The organism is Ensifer sp. Root31 (assembly GCF_001424825.1).
Lineage (GTDB): Bacteria > Pseudomonadota > Alphaproteobacteria > Rhizobiales > Rhizobiaceae > Ensifer > Ensifer canadensis.
This window is the reverse complement of record NZ_LMCO01000033.1, coordinates 25903-52664: the sequence shown is the minus strand read 5'-3', so window position 1 is coordinate 52664 and position 26762 is coordinate 25903. Positions and strand designations below refer to the sequence as shown.

General features: G+C 59.7%; 18 protein-coding genes and 1 pseudogene. 9 read left to right on the top strand and 10 right to left on the bottom strand.

The genetic code is table 11. The annotated features are described in order from the left end of the window. The coding region (locus tag ASD00_RS41315; protein ID WP_210173878.1) for a hypothetical protein at nt 1-305 on the bottom strand (305 nt) is incomplete at its 3' end. Nucleotides 306-538: 233 nt separating this feature from the next. Beyond that, a complete protein-coding gene (locus tag ASD00_RS24635) occupies nt 539-1468 on the bottom strand; it encodes a LysR substrate-binding domain-containing protein (RefSeq protein ID WP_057209715.1) in 930 nt (309 codons plus the stop codon). Nucleotides 1469-1708: 240 nt separating this feature from the next. On the opposite strand from ASD00_RS24635, the gene ASD00_RS24630 reads away from it, so the two are divergent. Genes ASD00_RS24630 through ASD00_RS24610 form a run of 5 tightly spaced genes read left to right on the top strand, consistent with a single transcriptional unit; the run spans nt 1709 to nt 8204 of the window. Next, a complete protein-coding gene (locus tag ASD00_RS24630; RefSeq protein WP_244494206.1) occupies nt 1709-3757 on the top strand; it encodes a TonB-dependent siderophore receptor in 2049 nt (682 codons plus the stop codon). Nucleotides 3758-3761: 4 nt separating this feature from the next. Then, nucleotides 3762-4658, top strand: coding sequence for an iron-siderophore ABC transporter substrate-binding protein (locus ASD00_RS24625; RefSeq protein ID WP_057209713.1), 897 nt, complete (start codon nt 3762-3764; stop codon nt 4656-4658). Next, a complete protein-coding gene (gene fhuB / locus ASD00_RS24620) occupies nt 4655-6619 on the top strand; it encodes a Fe(3+)-hydroxamate ABC transporter permease FhuB (protein ID WP_057209712.1) in 1965 nt (654 codons plus the stop codon). Before ASD00_RS24625 ends, fhuB begins: the two co-directional genes overlap by 4 nt. Continuing rightward, a complete protein-coding gene (fhuF, locus tag ASD00_RS24615) occupies nt 6616-7335 on the top strand; it encodes a siderophore-iron reductase FhuF (RefSeq protein ID WP_082523719.1) in 720 nt (239 codons plus the stop codon). Before fhuB ends, fhuF begins: the two co-directional genes overlap by 4 nt. Nucleotides 7336-7388: 53 nt before the next feature. Continuing rightward, nucleotides 7389-8204: an ATP-binding cassette domain-containing protein gene (locus tag ASD00_RS24610; RefSeq protein WP_057209708.1), complete on the top strand. Its 816-nt coding sequence runs from the start codon at nt 7389-7391 to the stop codon at nt 8202-8204. 242 nt (nt 8205-8446) lie between these two features. Here ASD00_RS24610 and ASD00_RS24605 read toward each other — a convergent pair whose 3' ends face one another. Both ASD00_RS24605 and ASD00_RS24600 read right to left on the bottom strand, forming a co-directional pair. Then, complete coding sequence (locus tag ASD00_RS24605; RefSeq protein WP_057209705.1) at nt 8447-8656, bottom strand: hypothetical protein; 210 nt, start codon at nt 8654-8656, stop codon at nt 8447-8449. Beyond that, the gene (locus tag ASD00_RS24600) at nt 8653-9753 is read right to left on the bottom strand and encodes an LLM class flavin-dependent oxidoreductase (RefSeq protein WP_057209723.1); all 1101 of its coding nucleotides are present in this window, start codon (nt 9751-9753) and stop codon (nt 8653-8655) included. The genes ASD00_RS24605 and ASD00_RS24600 overlap by 4 nt, the downstream gene beginning before the upstream one ends. 437 nt (nt 9754-10190) lie before the next feature. Here ASD00_RS24600 and ASD00_RS24595 point away from each other — a divergent pair, with 437 nt between their 5' ends. Further along, a complete protein-coding gene (locus ASD00_RS24595; RefSeq protein ID WP_057209721.1) occupies nt 10191-11816 on the top strand; it encodes an ABC transporter substrate-binding protein in 1626 nt (541 codons plus the stop codon). 66 nt (nt 11817-11882) lie between these two features. Beyond that, nucleotides 11883-13109 (top strand): acyl-CoA dehydrogenase family protein, encoded by a 1227-nt coding sequence (locus tag ASD00_RS24590; protein ID WP_057209702.1) that lies wholly within the window; start codon nt 11883-11885, stop codon nt 13107-13109. 563 nt (nt 13110-13672) lie between these two features. Here ASD00_RS24590 and ASD00_RS24585 read toward each other — a convergent pair. The 4 genes and pseudogenes from ASD00_RS24585 to ASD00_RS24570 form a co-directional block, all read right to left on the bottom strand. Next, nucleotides 13673-16006: a glycosyltransferase family 4 protein gene (locus tag ASD00_RS24585; RefSeq protein ID WP_057209700.1), complete on the bottom strand. Its 2334-nt coding sequence runs from the start codon at nt 16004-16006 to the stop codon at nt 13673-13675. Beyond that, nucleotides 16003-19125, bottom strand: a pseudogene (locus ASD00_RS24580) (glycosyltransferase). The gene ASD00_RS24585 and the pseudogene ASD00_RS24580 overlap by 4 nt, the downstream one beginning before the upstream one ends. 59 nt (nt 19126-19184) lie before the next feature. Continuing rightward, on the bottom strand, nt 19185-21419 hold the full coding sequence (gene glf / locus ASD00_RS24575; RefSeq protein ID WP_113567105.1) for a UDP-galactopyranose mutase: 2235 nt from the start codon (nt 21417-21419) through the stop codon (nt 19185-19187). Between the two features lie 147 nt (nt 21420-21566). Next, nucleotides 21567-22742 carry a glycosyltransferase gene (locus ASD00_RS24570; protein ID WP_225906345.1) on the bottom strand — a complete coding sequence of 392 codons (1176 nt, stop codon included), beginning with the start codon at nt 22740-22742 and terminating at the stop codon, nt 21567-21569. Between the two features lie 826 nt (nt 22743-23568). Here ASD00_RS24570 and ASD00_RS39215 point away from each other — a divergent pair. Next, nucleotides 23569-24141, top strand: coding sequence for an MOSC domain-containing protein (locus tag ASD00_RS39215; protein WP_234908113.1), 573 nt, complete (start codon nt 23569-23571; stop codon nt 24139-24141). Nucleotides 24142-24595: 454 nt separating this feature from the next. Here ASD00_RS39215 and ASD00_RS40800 read toward each other — a convergent pair whose 3' ends face one another. Then, nucleotides 24596-24901, bottom strand: coding sequence for a hypothetical protein (locus tag ASD00_RS40800; RefSeq protein WP_162249752.1), 306 nt, complete (start codon nt 24899-24901; stop codon nt 24596-24598). A gap of 71 nt (nt 24902-24972) precedes the next feature. Between ASD00_RS40800 and ASD00_RS24555 the strand changes: the two genes are divergently transcribed. Next, nucleotides 24973-25236: a hypothetical protein gene (locus tag ASD00_RS24555; protein ID WP_156407939.1), complete on the top strand. Its 264-nt coding sequence runs from the start codon at nt 24973-24975 to the stop codon at nt 25234-25236. A 264-nt stretch (nt 25237-25500) separates the two neighbouring features. On the opposite strand, the gene ASD00_RS24550 is transcribed toward ASD00_RS24555, so the two are convergent. Continuing rightward, a complete protein-coding gene (locus ASD00_RS24550; RefSeq protein WP_057209692.1) occupies nt 25501-26739 on the bottom strand; it encodes an FAD-dependent oxidoreductase in 1239 nt (412 codons plus the stop codon). Nucleotides 26740-26762: the final 23 nt, after the last annotated feature.

The window sequence follows — 26762 nt, the reverse complement described above, 5'->3', positions numbered from 1 at the left end:
TCTCCTGCCTTGTTCAACAGCTCCACGCATATGCTTTCGTCGTCAAAGCCGGAAAGGAAAGAGTTATGACTAAAAGCTTGCAAACGAACATAAGAGCAGCACGGTTGTTCGATCCGTGCAATACCGACGCGAACGCCAGTCGCTGACGCGGTGCACTGGCCGTCCGGGGAGTCCGTGGTAATTCGGAGATTTCGTGCATGGCCGCTTGGGCAAGATTGCACGTCAACACCGGTAAATTGCAGATGCGGCAAAATATTTGCGCTGCACGAAAGCCAACCGCGCAACACGGAAAGCAGCACTTTCATATACTCGTGTTGGCTGGAATAACGCAGGAGGCAACAAGGAAAAGCGCCGTGCCGGCGATGATCAACCAAGGGTCGGAGGGCAAGGTGGTTGCGGGTTGTAGCGGCGTAATAACCTTCTCCTAGGTTCCAGTCTTCGAGGTCGGCTCAATTACCTGGATCCCTTGCTGTCATTTTAAGACTGAGCGTAGTCCCCTCGAGCACAGAGCTTTACAAGGAGATTGTAAGAGCATGCGCTAGGCGGGACGGCCGAAGCGTGCTCGATGGTGCGCGACAAAGGCGCGCACGGCCGCCGAGGCTTCGACCTTGCGGTAGGCGACCGCGAGGTCGGACGTGACGCGATTTCGCGCCAGTGAAACATAACGAACGCCGGGAAGCTGCAGGCATTGCAGCGACTGCGGCACGAGCGCGATGCCGAGCCCGACGGCGACCATGCTTATGATAGTGGTAAAATCCCGGCCTGTCGCACTGATCTTTGGGGCAAGGCCGGCGTCCTTGCAGGCATCGAGCGTATTGGAGTGGAAACCGACATCGGCGGGCTGGCGCGGCGTTATGAAGGTCTGTTCCGAGAGGGCCGTGAGCTCGATCGCATGCTGTGCGGCGAGGGGATGGGCCTCCGGCAGCGCCACGACCAGTACCTCGCGAAGCACGGTTGTCGTGGTGAGGCCGGCCGGGATCGGCGCGGGCGGGCGGATGTAGCCGAAGTCGAGGTCGCCTTCCGAAATCATCGCGAGCTGCTGGCGCATCTCGATCTCGACAAGCTGGAGTTCGATCTCGGGGAATTCATGGCGGAAAGAGGTCAGTGATTCCGTCAGCACGCCGGAATAGGCGGCCGAGGCCACATAACCGACCGATATCCTTCCTGTCTGGCCGCGCCCGACCCGCTGCAGTTCGGACAGTGCGAGGTCGGCCTGGGCGACGATCTTTCGGGCTTCGTCGAACAGCAATTGTCCCGACAGCGTCAGCTGCACGGACCGCTTGGCTCGATTGAGTAGCGGGATGCCGACTAGGCTTTCCAGATTCAGAATCTGCCGGCTGAGGCCGGGTTGGGCGATACCGAGCCGGGCGGCAGCCCGCTCGAAATTCTTTTCCTCCACGAGCGCGATGAAATAGCGCAGGTGGCGAAGTTCGAAGGTCGCCGCGCGTGGCGATTTTGGAGCCGACATGAGGTCTCGCATTGCAATAACTGAAAACGATGCTGTGCCCCCATATCATAATTCATAGTTCTGAAAAATCCTGTGCCGACTTATTGGAATGCCGGAAAATTTGACTATAGAAAGATGACAAAATCACTCCAGATTGAGCGCGTAAATGCCGCGCGCAGAGGCTTTCGTCGTCACATGTCACGCATTCACTGGTTGCTGCTTACGTCCGTCGCTTTGACAGGATTCGCCGGACAGACCGCCATGGCGCAGCAGCAAAGTGAGACCAAGCTCGAGGCGATCGTCGTGAAGGGCGACAGGGATGCCGGCGGTCCTGTCGAGGGCTATGTGGCAAAGTCGAGCCGTACCGCTTCGAAGACCGGCACGCCGCTTCTTGAGACGCAGCAGTCGGTGTCCGTCATCACCCACGACGAGATCGAGGCTCAGGGCGCTCAGACGGTGGGGCAGGCGCTGAACTATACGCCCGGCGTGCTTGGACAGCCCTTCGGTACCGATCCGCGCTTCGACGCGCCGATCATCCGCGGTTTCGACGGGCGTCAGGTCCAGTTCCTGAACGGGCTGCGGATGATGCGAACGGCCGGCGCGCCTGCCTTCGAAATCTACGGGCTCGAAAACATCGACGTTCTTCGCGGGCCCGCTTCGGTCATGTATGGCCAGGGCAATCCGGGTGGCATCATCAACATGATCAGCAAAAAGCCGGTCTTCGAGAATTTCGGCGAAGTCGGCGTGCAGGGCGGAAGCTACGAGACCATTGGTGGCTTCTTCGATTTCGGCGGCACTCTGGGCGAGCAGTCGGATTTTGCATACCGGCTGACCGGGCTTGGCAAGAACGCCGCTGCCCAGGTCGACGAACTGGACAACGATCGCTATTTCATTGCCCCGGCGCTCACCTGGCAACCGGACGAGGATACCAAGCTGACGATCCTTGCGAGTGTCCAGCACGACAATCCCAGCACGCCCTCCGGACTGCCGCCGCAATACACGCTGAACGCCACCGATTTTCGCCTGCCACGTGACTTTTATGTCGGTAACGAGTCCTTCGACCGTTCCAGCCGCACGCTTGCAAACCTCGGATATGAATTCGAGCATCGCTTGAGCGAGAGCTGGATTTTCCGGCAGAGCTTCCGCTATAGCGACTTCAATTGGGACTACCAATCGCTCGGTATGTCGACGCTTGGTCTCGCGGCTGACGGTCGGACACTCCGCCGAAACGCGACCTTTCAGGACGAGGCTCTCAATACCGTCAATATCGACAACAATCTGCAAGGCGAGTTCTCGACCGGCGATGTCGACCATACGCTGCTTTTCGGGCTCGATTATCGCCACTTCGGCAATAATGTGCGGACCCGCTTCTACCAGGCGACACCGCTCGACGTGCGTTCGCCAAGCTATGGCGAACCGATCCGGCTGATCGCGCCGACGCTCGACACGACTGTCGACAGCGAGCTTTCCCAGCTTGGTGTCTACGTGCAGGACGAACTGGCGCTTGGAGGCTGGCGCGCGACGTTGGGCTTCAGACAGGATTGGACCAGCAGCGCGGGAACGTCGCTGAATGGACTGACACGCGTTTCACGTCCGCTCGACCAGGACGATCACGAACTGGCCGGCAGGGCCGGCCTCAGCTATATCTTCGACAACGGCATTGCGCCCTATGTCAGCTATTCGTCGTCCTTCGAGCCGGTGATCGGCGCAGGGCCGGACGGGAGACCATTCGAGCCGACCTCGGGAGAGCAGGTCGAACTCGGTGTGAAATACGAACCAACCGACTGGAACGGCTTTTTCACAGCAGCCGCCTACGACCTCAAGCAGAAGAACGTGCTTCGCACCATCGCCGGCATTTCGTCGCAGATCGGCGAGGTTAACGTCCGCGGCCTGGAACTCGAAGCCGTAGCGAGCATAACGCAAGGGCTCGATTTGCGGGCGTCCTACACCTACACGGATGCTAGGATCGCCTCCGGCGCCGATGACGGCAACCGCGTCGAAAACGTCCCGGAACACATGGCGAGCCTTTGGGCGAACTACACTTTCCAGGAGGGCACGGCGCTCGAAGGGCTCGGGATCGGGGCGGGCGTGCGCTATGTCGGCCAGCGCTATGGTAACAGCGCCAACACCTTTAACCTGGATTCGGTCGTACTGGCCGATTTCGCGCTCTCCTTTAAGAAGAATGGTTACAAGGCGTCGCTCAACGTTCAAAATGTCTTTGATAAGGACTATGTCGCAAGCTGCAGCTCCTTCGGCTGCTACTACGGCGACGGCCGCACGTTCATGGGGAAGCTGACCTATAGCTGGTAGCGAAATGAGAGAGCGGGCATTGGGTCCTTTTATCGGTCGCCGGGAGCTGCTTCTCGGCGCAGCGCTTTTGCTCGCCGCGCCTGATGTCAGGGCCGACATGCCCTTGCGCATTGCTGCGATCGACTGGGCGATGTTGGAGACGCTGTGCGTACTCGGCCTCATCCCGGTTGCGGCGACGGAACTCATACAGTTTCGAAGCAATGCGGTAGAGCCGGAGTTGCCAGCCGATGTCGTCGATCTCGGATTGCGCGGCTCGCCCAATTTCGAACTGCTTCACCTCCTGAGGCCCGATCTCATTCTCATCTCGCCGTTCTACGTGCGCCACGAGGCTGCGCTTAGCCGGATCGCGCCGCTCTTCTCCCTGCCATTTTACGTGCGGGGCGAGCCGCCCTTTGAAAAGGCGCTGGCAGCGGTCGAGGCGCTCGGCGAGCGTCTCGGGCGGTCTGACAAAGCGGGAGCGCTGCTGAAGGAGATTGCCGGCGAAATCGAAAGTTACCGGCAGACGCTGGCTCCCTTGGCGAATAGGTCTACCTACGTCGTCAATATCGGCGACGCGCGACATGTCCGCGTCTTTGGTTTCGACAGCATGTTCGGCGACATGCTCGTCCGGCTCCGCCTGCCGAATGCCTGGACCGATCGTTCACGGTTCACCTTTGCGGCACCTGTCCCGATCGAAAACCTGGCGGCCGATCCCGATGCGCGCATCGTCATCGTTTCCGAGGTGCCCGTCGAGGCGCGCAGCGGCCTTCGAAACAGCATCATCTGGAATTCGCTGGAGCCGGTCCGTCAAGGACGGGTCATCCAGCTCGCCAACGTCAACCCCTATGGTGGCGTGACCGCAGGCCTGCGGTTTGCGCGCCTCTTCGCCGAAGCGATTCTTACGGAGGATCAGCGCGGATGACGATGCGGACATGGTCCTTCCTGTCGGCTAGCGTGCTCGCTGGCCTCATCCTCTTCGCGCTGGCCGCATCGAACCAGGTCCCGTTTGCGCAATGGGGAGACCTGTCTGCCCCTCCCGCAGAGCTCGGCCTCGACAAGATCATCCTGGCCTACAGCCTGTTCCCGAGAGCGGCCGTCGCTTTGGTCGCGGGCGCAGCACTCGGTCTTTCCGGCGCGCTACTCCAGCAATTATTGCGCAACCCGCTCGCCGATCCATCGACTCTGGGCATCTCCGCGGGCGCTCAGCTCGCGATCGTCGCGGCGACGCTCTATGTCCCCGAAATCGTCGATGGCCACCGAACCTTGGTCGCGCTCGCCGGGGCCGCGGGGGCAGCGGCGATCGTCTTCGCGCTCGGTTGGCGTCGGGCTTTCGAGCCGGTGACGATGGTGGTCTCCGGCCTGCTTGTGGGGGTGACAGCCGCAGCATTTTCCGCGGCGATTACGCTCGCGCGGGGCGAGTACCTCATGTCGCTTGTGACCTGGAACGGCGGATCCCTCACTCAGCAGGACTGGTCAGTGTTCCAAAACCTTGGCTCGGAGTTGGTGCTTCTTGGCCTGCTTGCCGGCCTGTTGATCCGCCCGCTGATGGTCCTGGGCCTTGGTGACACGAGCGCACGTAGCCTTGGAGTCAATCTCGGCGGCATCCGTTTTGCCATTGCCGCGATCGCCACGGCGCTTGCCGGCTCCGTAGCAGCGGCCGCCGGCCTGGTAAGCTTCGTCGGCCTTGCCGCCCCGGCATTCGTGCGCGCCTGCGGTGCTCGCCGGCCGGCGATGATCGTAGCGCTGTCGCCGGTTGCGGGGGCGCTTTTCCTGTGGCTCTGCGACGGCATCGTGCAAACCGTTGCTCGCGCGTCGAGCGAGAACTTTCCGACGGGTGCGGTCACCGCACTCGTTGGCGGTCCCTTGCTGCTCTGGCTTCTGCCCAGGGTGCGAAGCATGGAAGTGCCGCACGAGGCGCGTGAAAACGTCCATCGCAGTCACCTGAAAACAGCATTCGCCGCCTTTCTGTTTCTCGTGCCGGTCCTTGTCGCGATCGCATTCTTCATCGGGCCGTCCGGACATGGCTGGAAGATCCTGAACTGGTCGGAAACGCTCGACCTGGCACCGCTTAGATGGCCTCGGCTCTTGGCGTCTGCCGCGGCGGGCGGCCTCCTCGCGGTGACCGGCGCGGTACTCCAACGCATGACCGGCAATGCGATGGCCAGCCCCGAAGTCGTCGGCGTAAGCGGCGGTGCCGGTCTTGGCTTTGCCGCAGCGCTGACCTTCGCGCCTGATGGCGGCACGGTCGCGGTCTTCACTGGCTCCGGGCTCGGCGCGCTCATAGCCATGCTGGCGGTTCTGGTGTTCGCCAGCCGCCGGCATCTGCCGCCGGAAAAGCTGCTACTTGCGGGCGTGGCCGTTGGTTCCTTCAGCTCTGCCGTTTTGTCGGCGCTGCTTGCGATCGGCGATCAGCGGTCGTGGCAAATTCTCTCCTGGCTTGGTGGTTCTGCATCAACGGCAACGCCGGCGACCGCAATATTCCTTTGCGCTCTCTCACTGCTCGTCCTTGTTGCCGCGCTGATATTGAGCCGCTGGCTCACGATCCTGCCCTTCGGTCCTTCGATCGCCCTGTCGCTTGGTCTTTCGGTGCGGTTGAGCCGCGTGGTTCTCCTGCTTCTCTCGGGTGCTGCGACGGGCGCCGCGTCCCTGCTCGTCGGCCCTCTGAGCTTTGTCGGGCTCGTCGCACCGCACATTGCTCTGCGCGCCGGTCTCGTCACAGCGCCGCAGCACCTGGCAGGCTCGTTCCTGCTCGGCTCGATCCTGATGGCCCTTGCCGATTTCGGCGCCCGCACAGCGACCTTTCCCTACGAGCTGCCGCTCGGCCTCTTCGCTGCACTCGTCGGCGCGCCCTACCTCATTTGGCTCCTGGGGCGGCAGAAATGATGGTGAACCAGCTTCCGACGCTTCCCACGCCGTTCGCGGATGCAGCCCTGAGCCACGCAGTGCCAACGGAAAATGGTAATCTCGTCAGTCTGGACAGCATTCTCAAGCCAGGGCCGATTGCGAACGCACTGGATGGCCTGTTGCAGCGGTGGGGACCGGGTGATCGCCGGGCCGCGGCGTCGCTGTGGACGCAAGGTTATTTCGGCCGGCTGCTCCGACCGGTTATTGCCTATGGTCTCGTTCACGACATCTGGTTTTCGTTGAAGTTGTCGGATATTTACGTCGGCCTGTCTGATTTGGAGACGCCTGTCCGGTTCGTGCTGAAACGCGCTGCGCCGGCTCCGGTGAGCGAGCACCTGGGGCGGATTGTCGAAGACAATGTAAAGCCCTTGATCGTGCGGATGGCGAGGGTGACAGCCACGTCCGAACGGGTGCATTGGAGCAACGCGTCCTACACGTTATGCCGCGCTTGCGGCCATGTCCGGGATCTCTGGCAGCAGGAGACGATGCCGGCTGATGTCGCGGTGCGCTTGCGTGAGATGGAGATGCATATGTCCGCCGTCCATCCGCTGTTCCGTCTGACGCACATGGTTCCAGATGCCGCGCGCGGTATCTGCCTCCAACGAAAGGTTTGCTGCATACGCTACAAGCTCGATGGCTTGAAGAAATGCGGCACAGCCTGCCCAATCAATGCCCCGACCTTTTGCCGTCGATAATATCTATCAATGAGACGAACAGCAGGTCCAGGGATCCGCACTGGAACGAAAAGATGCCGAACCACCTCACTGAAACTCCACCCATCGCCCGCGACCAGGCCGTCGTGACGCTTCATGATGTAAGCTTTGCGATTGGTGATCGCAACTTGCTGCATCCGCTGACGTTGCAGATCCCCGCAGGACACTCCATCGCGCTGATAGGCCACAATGGTTCCGGGAAGTCGACGCTGCTCAAGCTCATCGGGCGGCAGCTTGTGCCGACCTCGGGCCGTATCGATTTCGAGGGCAAGCCGCTTGCAGGCTGGGGCACACGGGCCTTCGCCCGGCGGCTCGGCTATTTGCCGCAGAGTACGCCGCCAGCACCTGGTATGCTTGCCCGCGAGCTGGTCGCACTCGGTCGCTATCCTTGGCACGGCGCGCTCGGCCGCTTCGGTTCGGCCGATAGGGCAAAGGCGGAAGAAGCAATCGAGGTCACCGGCATCGGCCCGTTTGTTAACCGCGAGGTCGACAGTCTGTCGGGGGGCGAGCGCCAGCGCGTGTGGCTTGCCATGCTCGTCGCGCAGGATGCCATCTGCCTGCTGCTCGACGAGCCGATCTCCGCCCTCGACATCGGTCATCAGCTCGAGGTGCTCGCGTTGACTCGCGATCTCTGTCGGGACAAGGGCATCACCATCATTTCGGTACTGCACGAGATCAATATGGCAGCCCGTTTCTGCGATCGCATCGTGGCACTCCATTCGGGCCGTCTCATTGCCGAGGGGACGCCTTCCGATGTGATGACTTCGGAAGAATTGGCGCGGATATACGACGTGCAGATGGATGTACTGGAACAGCCCGGCAGTGGGCGGCGCGTCGCGCTGGCACGGTAACCCCCAACGTTCGCTCGTGGCGTGAACACTCCCGGCCCTGCAGGGTCGGGCTTCGCGTCCACCGATGGCCATGGTGTTGGGCAGGAGGAAGGCGTTTGTCACTAGGCGGCTCGGCCTCACGCGCGCCTTCCTCGCCTGCAAAGGCGTGGACGACGCCAAAGCCGGCCAGCATCGGATGATCGCGCGACAGGGTCGTCAGCCAGTCGTTGGCTTCCCGTAACGCGGAAAGCGGCACGGTGCGTTCAAGGCTGAACAGGCTCTCGATCGTCGCGATGACGACCGCCAGCGATATGCCGACGGCCAAATTCGTCAACCAGCGCATGCGGAGTGGTGATCTTGCGATAGATCTCCGGTGAGAAGCCGCCGGTGGGCTTGGCGCATCTTCCGCCTGGTTCCCAAGCCGGCGGCCAGATATGGACATGGATGTCGACGATATCGAGCGGTACGGTCATTCGGCGGCTACCTTTCTGGCTTCGCGCTCGGCAATGCCGGCTTTGACGAGCGGCACTACGTCCCGTCCGTAGGTCACGGTGTCCTCGGTCGGGTAGAAGCCGCGCACGAGGAAGTTGGAAACGCCGGCATCGTAATAGTCGAGGATGGCGTCTGCCACCTGTTCCGGCGTCCCGACCAGAGCGGTCGAGTTGCCACCCGCCCCGCTTGCCTCGGCGACCTCGGTCCACAGCCGCTTGTCCAACACCTTGCCGCGTTTGGCAGCCTCGCGCAGGCGCACGGAGCCGACGTTCGAGGGTAGCTTCTCGCCGTTGCCGCCGGCCGAACGCGCTTTCTGTGACTTCACCTTCTCAAGGATATCGCCGGCCTTTGCCCATGCGGCATGTTCCGTCTCGGCCACGACGGTGCGGAAGGCGAGGGTGAAGCGGACGTCACTGGCCGACCGGCCATTGGCAATAGCGGCTGCACGCACCTTGGCGATTGTCTCTTTCGCTCCGTCCAGCGGTTCGCCCCAGAGCGCATAGATATCGGCGTGTTTGCCGGCGACCGCGATCGCGGCATCCGACGAGCCGCCAAAGGAGATCGGGATCCGCGGCTTCTGATAGGGCTTGACCTGGCTGAAGGCGCCCTTGAACTTGTAGAAGCGTCCTTCGTGGTCGAAGGGCTCGTCGCTCTCCCAGGTCTTCTTCAGCACCGACAGATATTCGTCGGTGCGGGCATATCGGGTGTCATGATCCTCGAAATCGCCATCGCGAGCCTGGTCGCTGTCGGAACCGCCGGTGATGATGTGCACCCATAGGCGACCCTCGGAGAACTGGTCGAGCGTTGCGAGCTGCCGGGCGCCGAGCGTCGGAGCCATCAGGCCAGGCCGATGGGCAAGTAGCGCCCCGAGCCGCTGTGTCTGGCCGAAGACGAAGGCGGCGATCTGGTTGTTGTCTGGCCACTGTGCGAACTGGCCGATCAACAGCCGGTCTATGCCGGCGGCTTCCGCTGCCTGCACGTGACTGCCAATATACGCCTTGTCGATGATCGGGCCGGTCGCCGGAACGATATCGGATCCCTCCCTGTTGGACGTGTGGCCGATGAATTCTGATGACATCGAAAACTCCTTGAAACTCACAGTCAGCGTTGCTCCTTAGTCTATTTAATAGATCGATAATGTCGATTGCGTTTTGGGTGCCGATCTTGGGATGAGTTTTCAACGGCTTGCCAATGTCGGGATTTTTCGTTCAACCTCCTGCCCTGGGACGGTGGCCGATGCGTCTGGTACCAGGACGCAGATGGACATGCCCGCCGATGATCGTCGCCGCCATTCATCAGAGGATGTCCAAACCTCGTAAATTCGAGAGAGCATGGCTCCGACGTGAGATATTCCGTCGCGGTGTCCCCGGCCGTGCAGCATTTTCCAAAAGCCAGCGTGACTTTAGAAATCTATTATCACCATAAATTTGATAGATTATATATCGTGAAACGGATCACCCAATGATGGGTGCACGAAAACAAACCAGCGCTCTGCGTCTGCTTGGGGATATCCTGATGACATCAACACCTATCAGCCCACCGAAACCGACACGCCGCGCCTTTCTGCTCTCGTCCGTTGCGTTGGCGGCCGTCGTCGCCGTCGGGGCTATTCCGGAGATCTCGTTTGCCGCGGAAGAGCCGACACGCGGCGGTAGCGTTTCGATCAATATAGGCACCGAACCGCCGGTCCTTGTTCTGATCGCCCACAGTGCGGGCGCTGCCTACTATATCAGCGGCAAGGCGACCGAAAGCCTGCTGACTTATGACCGTGATTTCAACCCACAGCCATTGCTGGCGACCGAGTGGACGGTCAGCGAGGACGGCCTGCGCTACTGGTTCAAGCTGCGCCAGGGTGTTCGCTGGCATGACGGCAAGGATTTCACCGCCGAGGATGTCGCATTCTCTATTTTGGCGCTCAAAGAGCACCATCCACGCGGGCGAGCGACGTTCGCACATATTCAGAAGGCAAACGTCCTCAATGCCCATGAAGTGGAACTGATCCTTTCCAAGCCTGCTCCCTATCTGCTCACCGCCTTTGCGAGCTTCGAGGCGCCGATCGTGCCGAAGCACCTCTACGAAGGCACGAAGATCGCGGAGAACCCGCACAATGTCGCGCCGGTTGGCACCGGACCCTACAAGTTCGTCGAATGGGTGCGCGGCAGCCACGCGCTTTTTTCGCGCAACGAGGACTATTGGGGATCTCCGAAGCCCTATCTCGACCAGATCATCTTTCGCTTCATCATCGATCCGGCGGCAGCGGTTGCCGCGATCGAGACCGGTGAAGTGCAAGTCTCCACCGCCAACTTGCCGCTGACCGATATCGAGCGCCTGAAGGCGAACCCCAATCTCGTCGTCGATACCGATCCGGCGCCCTATTCGCCGAGCATCGCCCGAGCCGAGTTCAACCTCGAGAACAAGTATCTGGCCGATATCAAGGTGCGTCACGCGATCGCCCATGCAGTCGACAAGGACTTCATCGTCAACACCGTCTATCTCGGCTATGCGACGCGACTGGACGGTCCCGTCAGCGCCGACCTTGCGAAATTCTACACGCCGGACCTTCCGAAGTACGAGTTCGATCCTGCCAAGGCGGAGAAGCTCTTGGACGAGGCCGGCTACGCGCGAGGCGCCGACGGTTTCCGCTTCAAGCTGTTCATCGATCCCACTCAGCCCTCCGGCCCACCCAAGCAGACGGCGGAGTATATTGCCCAGGCACTTGCCAAGGTCGGCATCAAGGTTGAACTGCGCACCCAGGACTTTGCGACCTTCGTGAAGCGGGTCTTCACCGATCGCGATTTCGATATCGCCATCGAAGGCATGAGCAATCTTTACGATCCGACCGTCGGCGTGCAGCGCTTATACTGGTCGAAGAACTTCAAACCGGGCGTGCCGTTCACCAACGGGTCTAAATATTCCAACCCGGAAGTCGACCGGCTCCTCGAGACCGCCGCCGTCGAAATCGATACCCGGAAACGGTTGGAGCTCTTCAACGCGTTCCAGAAACTGGTCGTGGAAGATCTGCCCACGCTCGACATCGTCACCCCGGCGGTGATCACCGTCTACGACAAGCGGGTGAAAAACCTCAAGCTGGGTGTCGAGCATCTCTGGGCCAACGGTTCCGACATCTATCTCGACGAGTGATCGATGGCACGGTGCAGTCTGCGGGAGATCCGGCTGCACCGGTTTCTTCAGTCTCGGAGTTGACGAGTGACGACACTAACCAATGTGCAGACTGCTTCACGCCCGACACGTGCGGAACTTCTTGCGCGCGTTCCTGGGTTCGCGGCGGAAGTCGCCACGGGCGCGGCCGAGCGCGACCTGTCGCGTGAACTTCCTTTCAAAGCCTTCGAGCGCTTTCGCCAGCTGGAACTTGGAACCCTGCGGATTCCGGTGGCGCTCGGGGGTCCAGGCGGTTCGGTTGCCGACTATATCGAGATGATCGCGGCGATCGGCGCTGCCGATTCCAATGTTGCGCATGCGCTCCGGTCGCACTTCAACTATGTCGAAAACGTCATTCTGAGTGAACCGCGGGAGAGGGATGCGGGTGCGATCGAGCTGATCCTCTCGGGAAAGCTCTTCGGCGGCGCCCACACCGAACAGGGTACCGCTCGGCCCGGCCAGGTGACGACGACGATCGTCAGGCAGGGCGATACCTATAGGCTCAATGGCCGCAAGTGGTATGCAACGGGAACGGCATTCTCCGATTTTGCCTCGTTCAGTGCGCTGGACGAGCACGGGCAGGCGGTCGGCGTTCTCTTGCCCGTCGATAGACACGGCATCACCATTCTCGACGATTGGGACGGAATGGGTCAGCGGCTGACCGCCAGCGGTGGCGTGATCCTCGAAAATGTCGAGGTGTTCCCGCACGAGTTTACCCGGCGCTCGCTCGACAATCTTGTCGGCCGCCATTGCTCGACATTGCGCCAGTTGCATCTCGCGGCAAGCGCTGCCGGTGCCGTCCGCAATGTTCTTTCCGACGGGCTTAGCTACGTCAGCCGCCAGGCGCGTTCCGCCGCCCACAGCATGGCGGAAACCGCGACCCAGGACCCCTTCGTCCAGCAGGTCATCGGCGAAATCGCCGCCAATTCGTTTGCCATCGACACTGCGGTGGCTGCGGCCGCCAGCGCCCTGGATCGGACGGTTGCGGTTTTAAACCGGGGCAACGAAGCGGAGATCGAAGATGCCCTCATCGCAAGTGCGCTTTCAACCGCCCGCGCTCAGCTTGTCCTTGGCCAGCTTGGTCTGCGAAGCGCCGAGCGCTTGTTCGATCTGGGTGGCGGGTCAGCGACGTCCCGTAACAACAACTTCGACCGGCATTGGCGCAATATTCGCACGGTGCTCAATCACAATCCGCTGCTGCACAAGGCGCGCGTCGTCGGCGACTATCTCCTCAATGGTACGACCATCCATCTGAAGGAAGGGAAGGTCTTCTGAGGGGATTACTCCAATTGACCGCCACACCGGACATCAGCTGGAGGGGCAGTGCATCGCGCGCGGCAGTCGACGCCGGTTAGGCCCCGAAGGCTAGGCAGAAGAGCCCATAATGTGGGGGTATGCAAAAAATCCGAGCGAGGGAATTGCCGTCATCGATACGCAGCTTCAGTAGCAGGTGCGGATGATCGAAAGATTGCCGTTTGGATGCGGATACCGGACAGCGCGTCAATGTCGTGGCCATCTCCGGAGGAAAAGTAGGTCTAAATTCTGCGGCCGAATGGAGCGCGGCGTTTGACGATCGTTCCAAAGCGTTCAACCAGAGTGGCGCATTGTCGCCAAGGCGGCCTATTTGGGCAAACAAGACTTTGCTTTTGGCTGCTGTGGCGGAGTTCGAGCAGACCGTAGCGGCGATCCGAATCGAAGACCGCAGGCAGCATAGCGCGGACCTTTTTGGACCGAAGACTGCCCGAGAGCTTTGGAGTACTTCTTTATATTGAATTCTCAACTGAACCGACACGCCTCTTCCGGCAGTTCGGGACTACTGGAAGAGGTCCAGGGTGGCGTCAAATTGCCAATGGTCCCTTCGTTTGGCTAATGTCTTCCAGGCAGGCCCGTTTCATTGAATCCCCAGGTATGTGTTCGATAAAGGCCTCGGTCACCTTTATTTCATGCCCAATCTGGCGTGCCAGGGGAGAGTAAAGCGTGCGTCCCAAATCCGTCGGTTCCATCGACAGCAATCCGTTCTCGCATGGCCGATCGTCGTCCCATCCCAGATGGTCCAGGATTGGGTAAAGACACACGCCCTCCACAGGTACTCCCGCCTTCATTGCGGCTCGTGTCTCTTCCGCCACATATTCGAGCCAATCCGGACGACGCTCACCCTCAATGCCGGTTTCAGCAATCAGCATCGGTCTTCCGTAACGGGCATAAGTTTCGACAAGGATTTTCCCGAGCGGCTTGTGGAGCGGGTGGTCGACGTCAATGTGAGAGCCGCCGTGGACCCATTGATTGTTGTGATAGTAGTTGACGCCGATGATATCGAGGTATCGTTCTGCGCCGCCGAGCTGCGGCCACAGGCGGCCGGCGATCATGTCCCACCCCTGGAATTGAGAGAGCCGATGCCCCTCGGCAGCGCCGCGGTCCTGCGGTCGATCAGGTGCTGCGACAATATTGATGACGGGGTCGCAATGGACGAATCGCGCGCGAGGGTCAACGCCCAAAATGGCTTTCATAGAAGCAAGTGATGACCGTGCGAGTTGCGCCTTCAACTCAAAACCCCTGCGCGTTGCCCACGGGTTGAGGTAGCCAACCTCGCCGCCAGCCCAGGACAAGAATGAGATTTCGTTAACCGGCGCATAAAATGGGGGAGCTTCGATTTCCTCTCGCATTACTTTGGCGACGGCGCCGGCAAAGAGGGCAAAACGTTCGACGAAAGCGGGCGACCAGATGTCGATATGATCCGGCCAACCGTAGTGGAGTAGATCCCATACGACCTGGGTGCCAGTGCGCCGGTTGGCCCGAATCATCGGCAACGCACTGTCCCACTCGTATCGTCCCGGCGATGGCTCGATGAGATGCCACCGCAATCCATCACGGACAGTGCGCATTCCGAGCGCATGCAGTTGGCGATAGTCGTTCTCCACGTAAAGGTCGTGTTTCGTTGATGCAATTACGTCGAGCCTTCTGTCGGGCTGCCCCTTGCTCTTGGCTCGGATTCGATGCGTCGAGCATTCGAAACCGGCTTGGAAAAAAGACGAAAACAAACCGGTTGGACCGCGTGCAATTCTCTCGGCGAGTACGTCGGCGAGCAATTTTTCCCACTGGGGAATGACCGCCTCCACGCTATAAAACTCTTCGACATGGGCGCGAAGCCGTCGGCCGAGCCGGGTGCGCAGGGTGGGCGAGTTCGCGAGAAGCATGATCTTTTCGGCGACCGCCTGCGGATCATCGTGCGGCACGAAGTACCCCGTGACGCCATGTTCGATTTGCTGGATCGAGCCATTATCCGCTGTTGCGACCACCGGGAGGCATGCGGCGCCTGCTTCTGCGAGGACATGAGGCATGCCTTCGCCACTAGAAAGCCAGACCAACATGTCGATCGAGACCAAGATGTCCGACACATCGGCTCGATCGCCGAGGAATGTCAAAGCGGAATCCAGCGCAAGTCCGTGGGTTAGGGCGCGCAATAGCTGCGCATATTGCGGAAAGAATGCATCCGGGCCGCCAACGATCAGGAAGCGAACATGAGGGCAATGGTCACGAACGATCGAGGCTGCACGTATGAACGTCTCGACGTTTTTCTTCGGATCGAGGCGTCCCACCCACCCGACGAGGATCTCGTCATCCGAAAATCCAAGCTGACGACGCATTGCGGATCGCCTCACCGGATTGAACTCCTTCAAGTCGACCATGGATGGGATTTCAATGGCGTGATGTTCTCGTCCAGGCATTCTGGAGGCTGCTGCCTCGCGGATGGTACGACATACCCCTACATACCGGCTGGTGAAATGCTTCGGACCACCCAATGCTTCTGAAACCAGTCCGCCATGCTCGATCAAGGGCGGACGCAAGTGAAGGCGTTCAAGAGCTGGGTAGAGGTCGGCAACGTTTTGACAGGAGACGACGATATCGTAGGACGGGATCTTGTCGGCGAGGTAGACGACGGTATCCTCCAACGAAAGCCCGTAGGGCGTCGTGTCCACTTCGACGCCCATGGCACGAAGCTGCTCGTGCGTTTGCTCGGGCATGTCGTCCTTTCGCAGACATGCAACAACTTCGATCTTGTAGAGGGAATGGTCGAGGTTGGCGGCAAGCAGGCGGACCTCCGTCTCTTCCCCGCCAACGACAAGCCATCCAAAGACGAAAAGCACGGTTTTCGGGCGCTCGGGCTCCTTCATTTCTGCACCTCGAATACAATCTGCAGGAACTCGAACTGCCGCGCCAAAACGCTTGAAAGAAATGCTGGAGCATCGTTGAATGGCACCACGTGAGTAATCAGATGTTCCTTGATCAGGGCGCCTTCATTGCGCAATAGCTTGATCGTCTCTTCGGCGAGACGACGCCGATCCCAGTGAGGAGAAAGCCCGCGAGGAACACGATTGATTTGCGCGCAAAGGATGTTCAGTCCGTTATGGTGGAATTCCTCGCCCAACCGCAGCGCGTCTGCGCCCGACTGGTAAAATGCGAGATCAATCACGCTTGCCTGCGGCCTTAGAGCTTTCAAGGCGACGTTGAGGCTTTCCGAATGCGCCCGTGTCTGGAAGACCAAATCGGCGCCCCGGTCACCACCGCCGTTGTGCCATCGTGCTTTTGCATACTGCCAAGCGTGATCCTCACTCATCCCAAGAATGCCTAAGGCCTCCGCTTTGCCGCGACGAAACTTCGACGGGTCGGCGATGACGATCTCCGTTGCACCAAGCGACTTGGCAAAGAGCGCAGTCAACAGGCCGACGGTCCCGGCTCCGACAACGAGAATCCGTCGCCCGGCCAGGCCGCTTCCGAGCGAAGGAACAAAGGTCCCGAAAGAAGCCGCATCGGCATGCAAGATGCCATTGGCGGCGATGGGACCCATTTGTGCGACGAATATCCCAAGAATGGGTTCAATCGCGGGGGGAAGAGGAACGAGAAGATCGTGATACGGGTTGGCTGTGTGGCCGGTCTTATGCGCGTAGGTCGTCGCCACGACATCGCCTTTTGCATAGCCCACAGACTTGCTGTCGGCGACGCGTGCCACTTCCATGTAGCCAAGAAATGGAACCGGATACTGAAGTCCAGGCTCGTTGGAAATGAATGAACACCGATCATTGTCGAAGCGGGAGAAGAAGTACGGGTTGGTGTTTTTGAGAAACGTCAGCTCGGTACCGGCAGAAAAGCCGGTGAACAGCGTCTCAAGTTGCACCTCCTCGTCGCCGGGGGGCCCCTCCTCATAGTCCAGGAAGTACAATTCGCCAGGGCCCGAGACACCAAGCGACCGAATAGTACGGCTCGTCATCGTTGGAACCTCCTAGAACGTGTTGAGATCGATTGGCAGGCCACTCTCCGCTGACCTGGCGATCGCCAGGGCAATGCGGTGGGTCGAGAGCGCCTCTTCATATGCACAGCGGATCTCATTGTCGCCGCCGCGTATCGCATCGACGAACGCACGATCCTCCAACCACACAGGATCTCTTTCCGCGCGGCGCACAGGGCGGCCTTCTCCGACATCCACCATGATGTCGCGATCCGTCAATTGAATCGCCAATCCGTCGGCAAACAGGTTCAGTCCTATGTGATGTCCCCACCGTAAAGCGCATGTGGAAGCGATGTTGCCGATGGCACCGGATGCGAATGCGAGGCTGGCTGTGCTTGAAGTCGCGACGTCGAGTTCGGGAAAATCGTCACGCCTCCTGTGTGCCGCCTGTGCGAACACGCGCGTGACATCGCCAACCAGGTAGCGGGCGAGATCGATGATGTGGGTGGCTTGTTCCACCATCTGGCCGCCTGAGGTCTCCTTCTTCCACCACCATTGCGGAGGGGGCGTCTGATCCAGCCAATAGCCGGAAAGGAGTTGGGCTGGGTTTTCGCTCAAACGCCAGCGCGCTTCCTGAACGATATCCAGATACCGCCAATGGTAACCGACCGCTGTGATCAAACCAGCGTCGGCGATAGCGGCAGCCAGTTCCGTGGCAAGCTCAAGGTCCAGTGTGATCGGTTTCTCGACAAAGAACGGAATCCTGCGGGCAATCAGTTCACGCTCGACCTTACCATGGGCGAACGGCGGGATGCAGATATAGGCGGCATCGATCTCCTGGTTCGCCAGCATCTCTGGACACCCCGGGAAGGCTTTGGCGCCAAACTGAAAAGCGGCTTGCCTTGCCCGATCGAACTCCGGGTCGCAGAATGCGACGAGGTGCACGTCGTCGAATCCCGCCAGAACTTCAAGGTGGCGTCTTGCGATTCCGCCCACCCCGACAAATCCGATACGCGTACGTTCCATGGGTCTGTACCCTCTCTGCATGCCCATTTCTGTTTTGGAAGTGGCTCGATAGATTTCTTCCGTTTGCGCGACCATCCTGGCTGCTGTGAAAAGTCGTTCGAACCTCGCTCGTTCTGCCCGTCCTGTGCGGGCTGCCGCGATCGGGTCACTCATGACCGAGCAAATTGCCTCAGCCAAAGCATGGGGCCGCCCCGGCTCCACGAGGTAGGGATGATCGTGCCCGAGAGCCTCGATGGTTCCCCCGATTGCCGTGGCGACGACAGGAACCCCCGCCGACATCGCCTCAAGAACGACCAGCGGAAGCCCCTCGAACCGAGAGGCCAGAACGAAGAGATCCGCCGAGGCCAGCAGGGACGCGATATCATCCCGCTGTCCGGCAAATCGCACCGCCTCTTTGATGGCGAGCTCGGCCACCAGATCTCTGACGGCAGCCATTTCGGGGCCGCTGCCAACCAGCAGTAAAACCGCATCTGGATATCTTGCCAGCACAGCCGGCATTGCTCGCACGAGCGTCGCGTGATCCTTTTGCGGTGAAAAACGGGCAATCGAGACGAGTGTTCTTGCCGAGGGCGAGCCCCACTGCGCGCGCGCGTCCTTGCCATCGTCCAGAGACAAGATGCCATTGCGAATGACGCAGATCTTGTCGGGGTCAATGTCGGCCTCCAAGAAGGTGGCCCGTGAGGCATCAGAGACGACGATCAGTCTCGCCACAGCACTGAGGCCCTCCCGAAACTCCGATTTCTGCCTCTCATCGGTAAGGAGAAATGGCAGGTGCTCCGTTCGTATGACGGGAATGCCGGCTGCCTTGCCCGCATGGGCCAGTGCATGTCCTTCCCATCCGATCCCGGCGTGAATATGCAGCAGCTCCGTGCCGCTTGATCGCAGCCAATGGCCGAAACTATGGATGTCGCCGAGGGCTTTTACCGCGAGTCCCAAGGCGATTGCCTTCTCCACGAATGCGCCATCGCCGAGTGGCGCGGCCACCGTAATGTCGTATCGGTCGCGCAGCCGTTCGCCGAGCACCAGCATGTGGGCTCCCATACCGGAGGGATCGCAACTTTCCGTTGCGAGTACCAGTCTCCGCCTCTGTGGGAGCGGGCTCACCGGACACCCAACCCGGCGTTCACCTTTTCTTTGTTTTGCAATCTCTTAAATGCCGTCAAGGCCTGTCCGACGACCTGATCCATATTATAGTAGCGATAGGTGGCCAGCCTTCCGACGAACGTCACGTCCGTGCGCGAACGCGCAAGCTCAGCATATTGGCTGAAGAGTTTCTGATTTTCTGATCTGGGGATTGGGTAGTACGGATCGCCTTGCGAACAGGCATATTCAAAGCAGGCAGACGTCTTCGGATGGATTTGTCCGGTGATATGTTTGAATTCAGTCAGCCGTGTGTAAGGTACGGCTTCGGAAGGAAAGTTGACCACGCCGACAGGTAGCAGGCGCCGCTGATCGTACGTCACGTGCTCGAAGCGCAAGCTCCTATAGGGAAGACGGCCAAACTCGTAATCGAAGAATTCATCGATTGGTCCGGTGAATATCACGTGGGCGTCCGCAAACCGGGGACGAATATCGCGAAAATCTGTCTCCAGCAGGATCTCGATGTTTTCGCCAGCCAGCATGTTCTCGAACATGTCCGTGTAGCCGTTCTTCGGCATCGCTTGAAAAATGTCCTGGAAATACCGGTCGTCAGTGTTCGTGCGGGTCGGAATTCGCGCCGTCACTGCCTTGTCGAGCTGCGAAGGGTCCAGTCCCCATTGCTTGCGGGTGTAGCCTTCGAAAAATGTCCGATAAAGATCCGTTCCAACCTGGGCGATAACCACGTCCTTCGAGGTGCGGATCTCTTCAGTTGGCTCGGCCTTCCCGGCGAGGTATCGCGCGGCGGCAGCGTCGTCCTCAAGATCAAGGCTGTACAATTGGTTTAGGGTCGTCCGGTTGATGGGTATCGGCAACAGCTTGCCGTCTACCTGGGCTAGCACCCGGTGCTCGTAGTGCCTCCAGGCCGTGAAGCGCGACAAATAGTTAAAGATCGCTTCGCTATTGGTATGGAAAATGTGCGGTCCATATTTGTGAACCAGGATACCGTTTTCATTGTAGAAATCGTAGGCATTGCCTCCGATGTGGGGGCGCCGGTCACATACAAGAACTCTCTGCTTGCCCTCGTTGGCAAGACGCTCGGCCAAGACCGCCCCCGCAAATCCCGCCCCGACGATCAGGTAATCAATTCGGTGGTGCCTCGAGCTCTTTCGTGACGTCTTTCCCACGTGACGCAAAAGGGGCCCCGGCGCCCGCACAGCAGGATCCAAGACCTCATGAATTAGCCGATCCATACGACGGTGAGTGTCATCCCAGGAAAGTGTTGCCAGTCGTTCGTCGACGACCTTCAGCCAGTCCCCATGCTTGGGTCCCAATTGAAGCGCTGCCTCGCACGCCTGCACGAAGGCCGCGGCATCGGCTGCGACGAATAAGCCATTGATGTCTCCGTATTGCCTCACGACATCTGTGATCGGCGTGCTCACGACGGGAAGTCCTGCGGCAAGGTATTCAGGTGTCTTCGTCGGACTGATGAAACGGGTGGCGTCGTTGCGGGCAAACGGCATCAACGCGACATCCCAGCCGGCAAAATACGCAGGGAGCCTCGCATAATCCTTCTGCCCCAAGTAATGGATGTTGGGTGCCCGCGGCAGTTCCTCCGGTGCGATTTTGGCGATCGGCCCGATGAATACAATTGACCACCACGGACGCTGATCGGCCAAGGCCGCGACGAGGTCCAGATCGAGACGTTCATCGATAACCCCGCAGAAACCGAGTATCGGGCGTGCAAACGGCGCTTGATCGTCGGGGATGTCGGATATTGCGCGCGCCGACTGGAAATGACCGACGTCGACGGCAGAAGGGAAGGGATGTATGTTATCATGGAGAAGCCGCTTGGCTTCATACAGGCTATAACCGCCCGTGAATACGACGTCGGCCCGGCGCATCAGCTCTTGCTCCAACTCGCCCACGAGCGGCGACGCAAATCTGAAATTCGCGAGTTCATCCATGCAGTCGTAGACGACAGCGGCGGCGGCGACATGCCGAGCCAATGGGAACATCATCGGCGTGTAAAACCACAGGATCGGCGGCTTTCGCCCGATGAGTTCGAGTAGGTCGTCAAGCAGCTCGGTCAATCCAGCCTGGCGCTCCGCTTCGCTCCAACGATCTGGCACTCTCGGGCGCACGGCTCTTACCTTCGAGCCGGCGAAGGAGTGAAATTCAAGATAGGGCAAATGATGATTGGTCGGGATAAACTCCTCGAAGAAGTATACGTTGCGCTCCCGCGAGAACCGCTGCATCAGATGTTGCGGCCGTTGCAGCACGAAATCCCACCGAAGATGGGAAAAACAGATTAGCGGTACATCAGAATTTCGGTGGATCTCATCTGTTGATAAAGAATTTGGCAATATATTCATAAATCAACCGCGCTTCAGACGTTCGAATGATCAAACGATCTCTGAGTCCCGCGCGCTCCTCTCTTGGTTTGAACGATGGGCTGCAATCAACTGTTGAAGTTTTCTGATCGAATGGTGCCACGTCCATTGACGCAGGACCGCCGCGCGAGGGGTAAAATCCTCAAGCCGCGTCAACATGTTGGCGATGCCCAGATGAAACCGGTCCGCTGTGGCCACGGCGCCGGTCTCTGGGGTGATATATTGGAGCCCGCAGCGCAACGCAGCATTGGCAAGAACGGGCAGATCGGCCAGCATGTATTCGGTGAGCACCGCTGGCGCTCCGTCATCGACACCGCAGACAACGCCCATGCGCGCTCGGTTCATCAAACGGTTGACCTCCGCGATGGGCACGGCCGGAGGTCCGACGAAATCGGCGTTCAGTCCGAGTTCGGCCGCGTCTTGACGCAATGCCGCTGCGTCCTCGCCATAACCGAATACGCAAAGCGTGCGCACGGTTCGTGGCAAACGGCTCAATGCTGCAAACAGAATGTCGTGACGTTTGTAGGGCTGAGCAGCGGCTACATAAATGACGTCGTAATCCTTCGGTCCTTCGATTGGATAAAACGTGGAGGGGGACGCGAACTCGGGTCCGATCGGAAGGATGGCGATCTGCGTCTCTGGATGGCGCGCGCGGATCTCGTCGCTCTGCTCTTTGGAAGCCGACAGGATGAGATCGAAGTGACGGCTTATGTTGGACGGAATTCGCAGGGCGGGCGCATCTATCGAGTTATAGATTTTGAAGCTGCGATGGCAGGGGAGAAGTATTTCCTCACTGACACCCAGCCCTAAGACGCAAAGGATGGTAGGAGCGCCATAAACCTCAATGTGAGCAAGCATATCATCAGAGGAGAACGGATGATCCGGGCCGTTCAAGATGAAGACGCGTCGCTTCAAATGCGCCTCAGCAGGACATTCATCGGGTGGGGCGTTGTTACGCCAGTGGCTCCAGATTTCCGCGCGATCAACCATTCCTTGAGCGAGGCACGCCAAAGGGAGACGCTCCAGATAGCCGCCCTCTACCACGATTTCATGGTCCCCAGACTGCCACTCCTCCTGCTCTTCCTTCAATCGCGTCGTCCAGGTCAGTAGACGTTCGGCCTTGGTGGGAACCGCAGAAGCAGGAGGCCAACCGTCCTGAAAATCGCTGATGACAACTACTTTCCGCATATCTGAGTTCACACGCATGTTTTCATGAGCGTCTTGTCGACGATCATGGGGGGATCGATTGGTTCTTAGGATTCCGTAGGTCGCGCTTTAACCAGCGCGGTGCGCATTTGTTCCGAAGCGAGGCAACTTCATGTGTTTTTATTCTAATATTCAAAAATGAGGGGTGAGGACGTGGGAAAAGGAGCCACTCGCGTCGCCGCGCTCTGGCTAGTCATTGTCCCCAACCCGCTTTGACAGGCTTACGGCGCCCACGTCCGCAAAGGGCGATTGATCACGCCCGTTTCACTTCGAAACTCCCGTGCGAATAACCCCTCAAATGATGGCGCCAGGCACTCGTCACAAATACCGCAGCCATCGGCGTCCATTCGCGAGGCCGAGCGCACTTCTTGACAACAAAGGCATACGGTTGTGTTTCCCGCGGGAACTTCATCACGCGCGGGCGGGATTACTTCGATCTCGGCGTCGGGAACGCCATTCGCTGCAAGCTCATCCATCTCGAGGCTCCATGTCGAGGACGCTACTTGAGATAGGAAGCCTCAAGACGAGCGGCAAGATGCTCGCGTGCGCGCTAAAATAGCCTTGGAGCGGGAAGGCTTGAACCATCACACAAGCCGCGCGTTAACTTGTCTACTGACGAGGTGATATCATGGCACGAACCTTTAAAAGCAACAGCAGCGCAGCGCACTTTCTTCACGTCGGCGTAGCAGTACTTGCGATGGTGGCCATCGCAATAATGATCGCAATGCTCTAAATGCCGGGCGGGATTCGAGAACTGAGAGTGCTGGCGGTGTGCACTGGGAAAGCGGAAGTAAGACCGGGCAACCGGATGAAAACCGGAATCAACAAACGTCCGACCCGCCACAGCCCGTTAGTTGGATGTGAAGGACTTGAAGGCGACGCTGTCTGCAACCGGAAGCACCACGGCGGCCCCGACCAGGCCATCTACATCGAGGGAGATGTGAGCCGTGCCTGGTGGGAAAAGAAACTGAACAGATCCATTGCCTACGGACTTTTCGGCGAAAATCTTTGCCTTGAAGGACTGGACAATCAAGTCGTAGCGGCCGGGGATCGTTTCACCACCGGCGATCTGGTGATGGAAGTGACAGCACCTCGGATGCCATGCCGAATCCTTTGCGAAAGAATGGATGACCCTTGTTTCTCAAAAATGTACATCAATGCTGCTCGACCCGGCTTCTATTGTCGTATCATCAAACCCGGCCGTATCGCTGCAGGAGCGTTGGTGAGGTACGAAGCGTTCGCGGGAGAGCGCATTTTGATGCCAGAAATGATGGTACACTATGGCAAGAAGGCATCGCCCGATTTGATCGAACGCTACCGGTCGGTACCGGTACATTACAAGCTGCGGGCTTCTCTCTCGGATGGCGTCATCAAGTTCTAGGCGAAATGATAATTGCCCCGGAATAGATGTCCGTTCTCAGCTACGCCCCGACTGACCCGGTGAGCCGCCAAGCGGACCACGTTAACGGAGAACGCGCCGATACCAGCTGGGTCCCATTCTCTGCGCCGCACTTTACGGACCTTGGATGTGCCGCGCTTAGCATCGGTCAATAAAGGCCGCCTCGGTTGCTTTCCAAGGAGCAGGCTCGGGAAATCGCTGGTTTAGATGGACCGATCCCCGTTCTCCGAAACGCCATAGCAGCTCGATCGCGCTGCTAATCCCTATCCGCGGCCCCCGGCAGACCTCCGCGGCTATGAGCATCAGTAAAGTGAAGGGGCTGGCCAACAGTGATCGGCCAACAAAGTGCCGTGTGATTGCAAGAGCTTGGCAAAGACTGCCCGGTCCCGCACACAGAACTGTTTTCTGCCACCGCTCCACGCCTGAGCCGCATGGTTCAAACCCATTCTCCGGCTTGATGGCCATGGATGGCGAAGAGATCATTACGGTCCACCCGCGGGGAGGGTCGACGCACTGGCTCTCGCCGCCGGCGCATTCGCAGGGGTTGAGCGATCGTCAGCACAACCTTGCTGCCGGTCTTCGGGTGAGGCTGGCCGTTGGCGGCGCGGCATTCCGGGAGCTTTGGCCTGCCCTCGCAAGCGTTGCGGGCGCGTTCGATTAGGGAGGCGCGGAAGGCCTTCCATTCCTTCGAGTGTGTTCCGCCGCCGGGGTAGAGCTTCATGCGATCGGATCTGATCGGCATAAGAATGCCTCCCGATAGGGAACATTCCCGATGGCCGTCGGTTCACTTTCCAACAGGAAAGGAGTCAGATGATGAGCGATCCGAAGGAACAGAACTGGACATCGAGCCCTCCCGAGACGATTCCGTTGCCAGACCGGTCCGGCGAATTCCCTTTGCACGATGCCGACAATCCGCCGTCCGATCAGGGCCGCGTGCCGCCGGTTCCGAGCCGGGATGAAGCCAATATGGACCCGGATGAAGCGTTGCCGGAAGACAGCGAGGAGGAGATCCTCGACGACGACCCGGGGCGCGAAAAGACCCGTTTCGACGAAGAGCTTCCTAAGAGCAGCCGATAGGCGTTGCTGTCGGTTCGACATCACGCTGGTAGTTGACCCGGTCAGTTGGCCACGGCGCGGCAAAAATGCATGCGGGTCTCGTCAACAATGAATTGCCCTCGCGCAGGCTGCGATTGTCGCTCCGCCGGAGGGAGCCGAAAAGGAAAAGGCTCCGATGGAGTGGGCTTCGCTCTTCGAGCGGGAGGTGTTTTGAATCGGTCAACGTCGATGATCAACATCCCAAAATCCACCCCAACACAATCCGTCGTGGTCTTTGCGGCTGCGTTACGCCCAACCTCGCGCTGACGGCAGCAGGGGGAGAGTAAGGGGATGCGAGCGGCCCATTGCCATGAACTCTGCCAGGAGGAATGCGGTCGTCGGGCCCAATGTGAAGCCCTGATGGCCGTGACCAAAATGGAACCACAAGCCCTTATGCCGGGTCGGGCCGACGACAGGCAGCATGTCGGGTATGCAGGGGCGGGTACCCGACCATGGCGTCGGTTCGATGGGCTCGCCCAGCGCAAAAAGCTCGCGCGCAGCGCTGGTCGCGTGTCGAATCTGTCGCGAGGCAGGCGCTGCTCCCGGCGGCGCAATATGCGCGCCGGTCAAAACCCGCCATCCCGCATTCATCGGCGCAATCAACGTGGAATTGTCGACATCGAGCATTGAGACGCGCGGCCCGTCCGGGCCTGAAAAATGCCTGTGATAACCGCGCTTGAACACCATGGGTATGCTATAGCCGAACATCTTCGCAAGCGGCGGCGACCATGGTCCCAGGGCAATGACCGCGTTTTCAGCGCCGACAACGCCATCCTCAGACAAGACCCGCCAACCGGCACCATTCTGCTGCAACGTCATGGCGTCACCCCGAGCCAGCGTCCCGCCGCGCGCCACGAAGAGAGCGGCGTAGCGCGCAACCAGTTCGCCCGGGTCACGGCAGGTCCAAGGCGAGGTCCAATGGACAGCACCCGCAAGCCGACGCAGCAGCGCGGGTTCGCTCGCCGCAAGTTCGTCCGCACCAAGCACATCTGAGGGCACGCCGTAGACACGCCTCAGCCGCTCCGCGGCCGCGGCAGCTGCTTCGAAATTCGCGGGCGTACGATAGACAGCGCGCCATCCCCGCCGCACGATCAGTTCACCAGCACCCGCGGGCTCGATGAAGCGCGCGTGATCGTCGCTCGCGCGCAGCGCGAGCTGGGAATAGGCAGCAATTGTTCTCGCGTAAGGCGCAGCCGCAGACTGTGTGAAATAGCGCCAGAGCGGCCCCGCCAGACGTCGCATATCGCCAAGCCGCCAATCGACGTCGTTGCCGCGCTTGAGCGCCACCCTGGCAATTTCGTTCAAGCTGCGTGGGAAGGCATAGGGCTCGACGGCTTCAGTTTGAATGATGCCGGCGTTGCCATAGCTTGTTTCCCGCCCTGGTGCCTGGCGATCCAGCAGCACCACCTGGTGCCCGCTCTCCTGCAATGCAAGCGCGGTGGAGACGCCGACCATGCCGGCGCCGAGGATAATGGAGGTGGTCATGGCGGGATTCCGTAGCGGAGTTG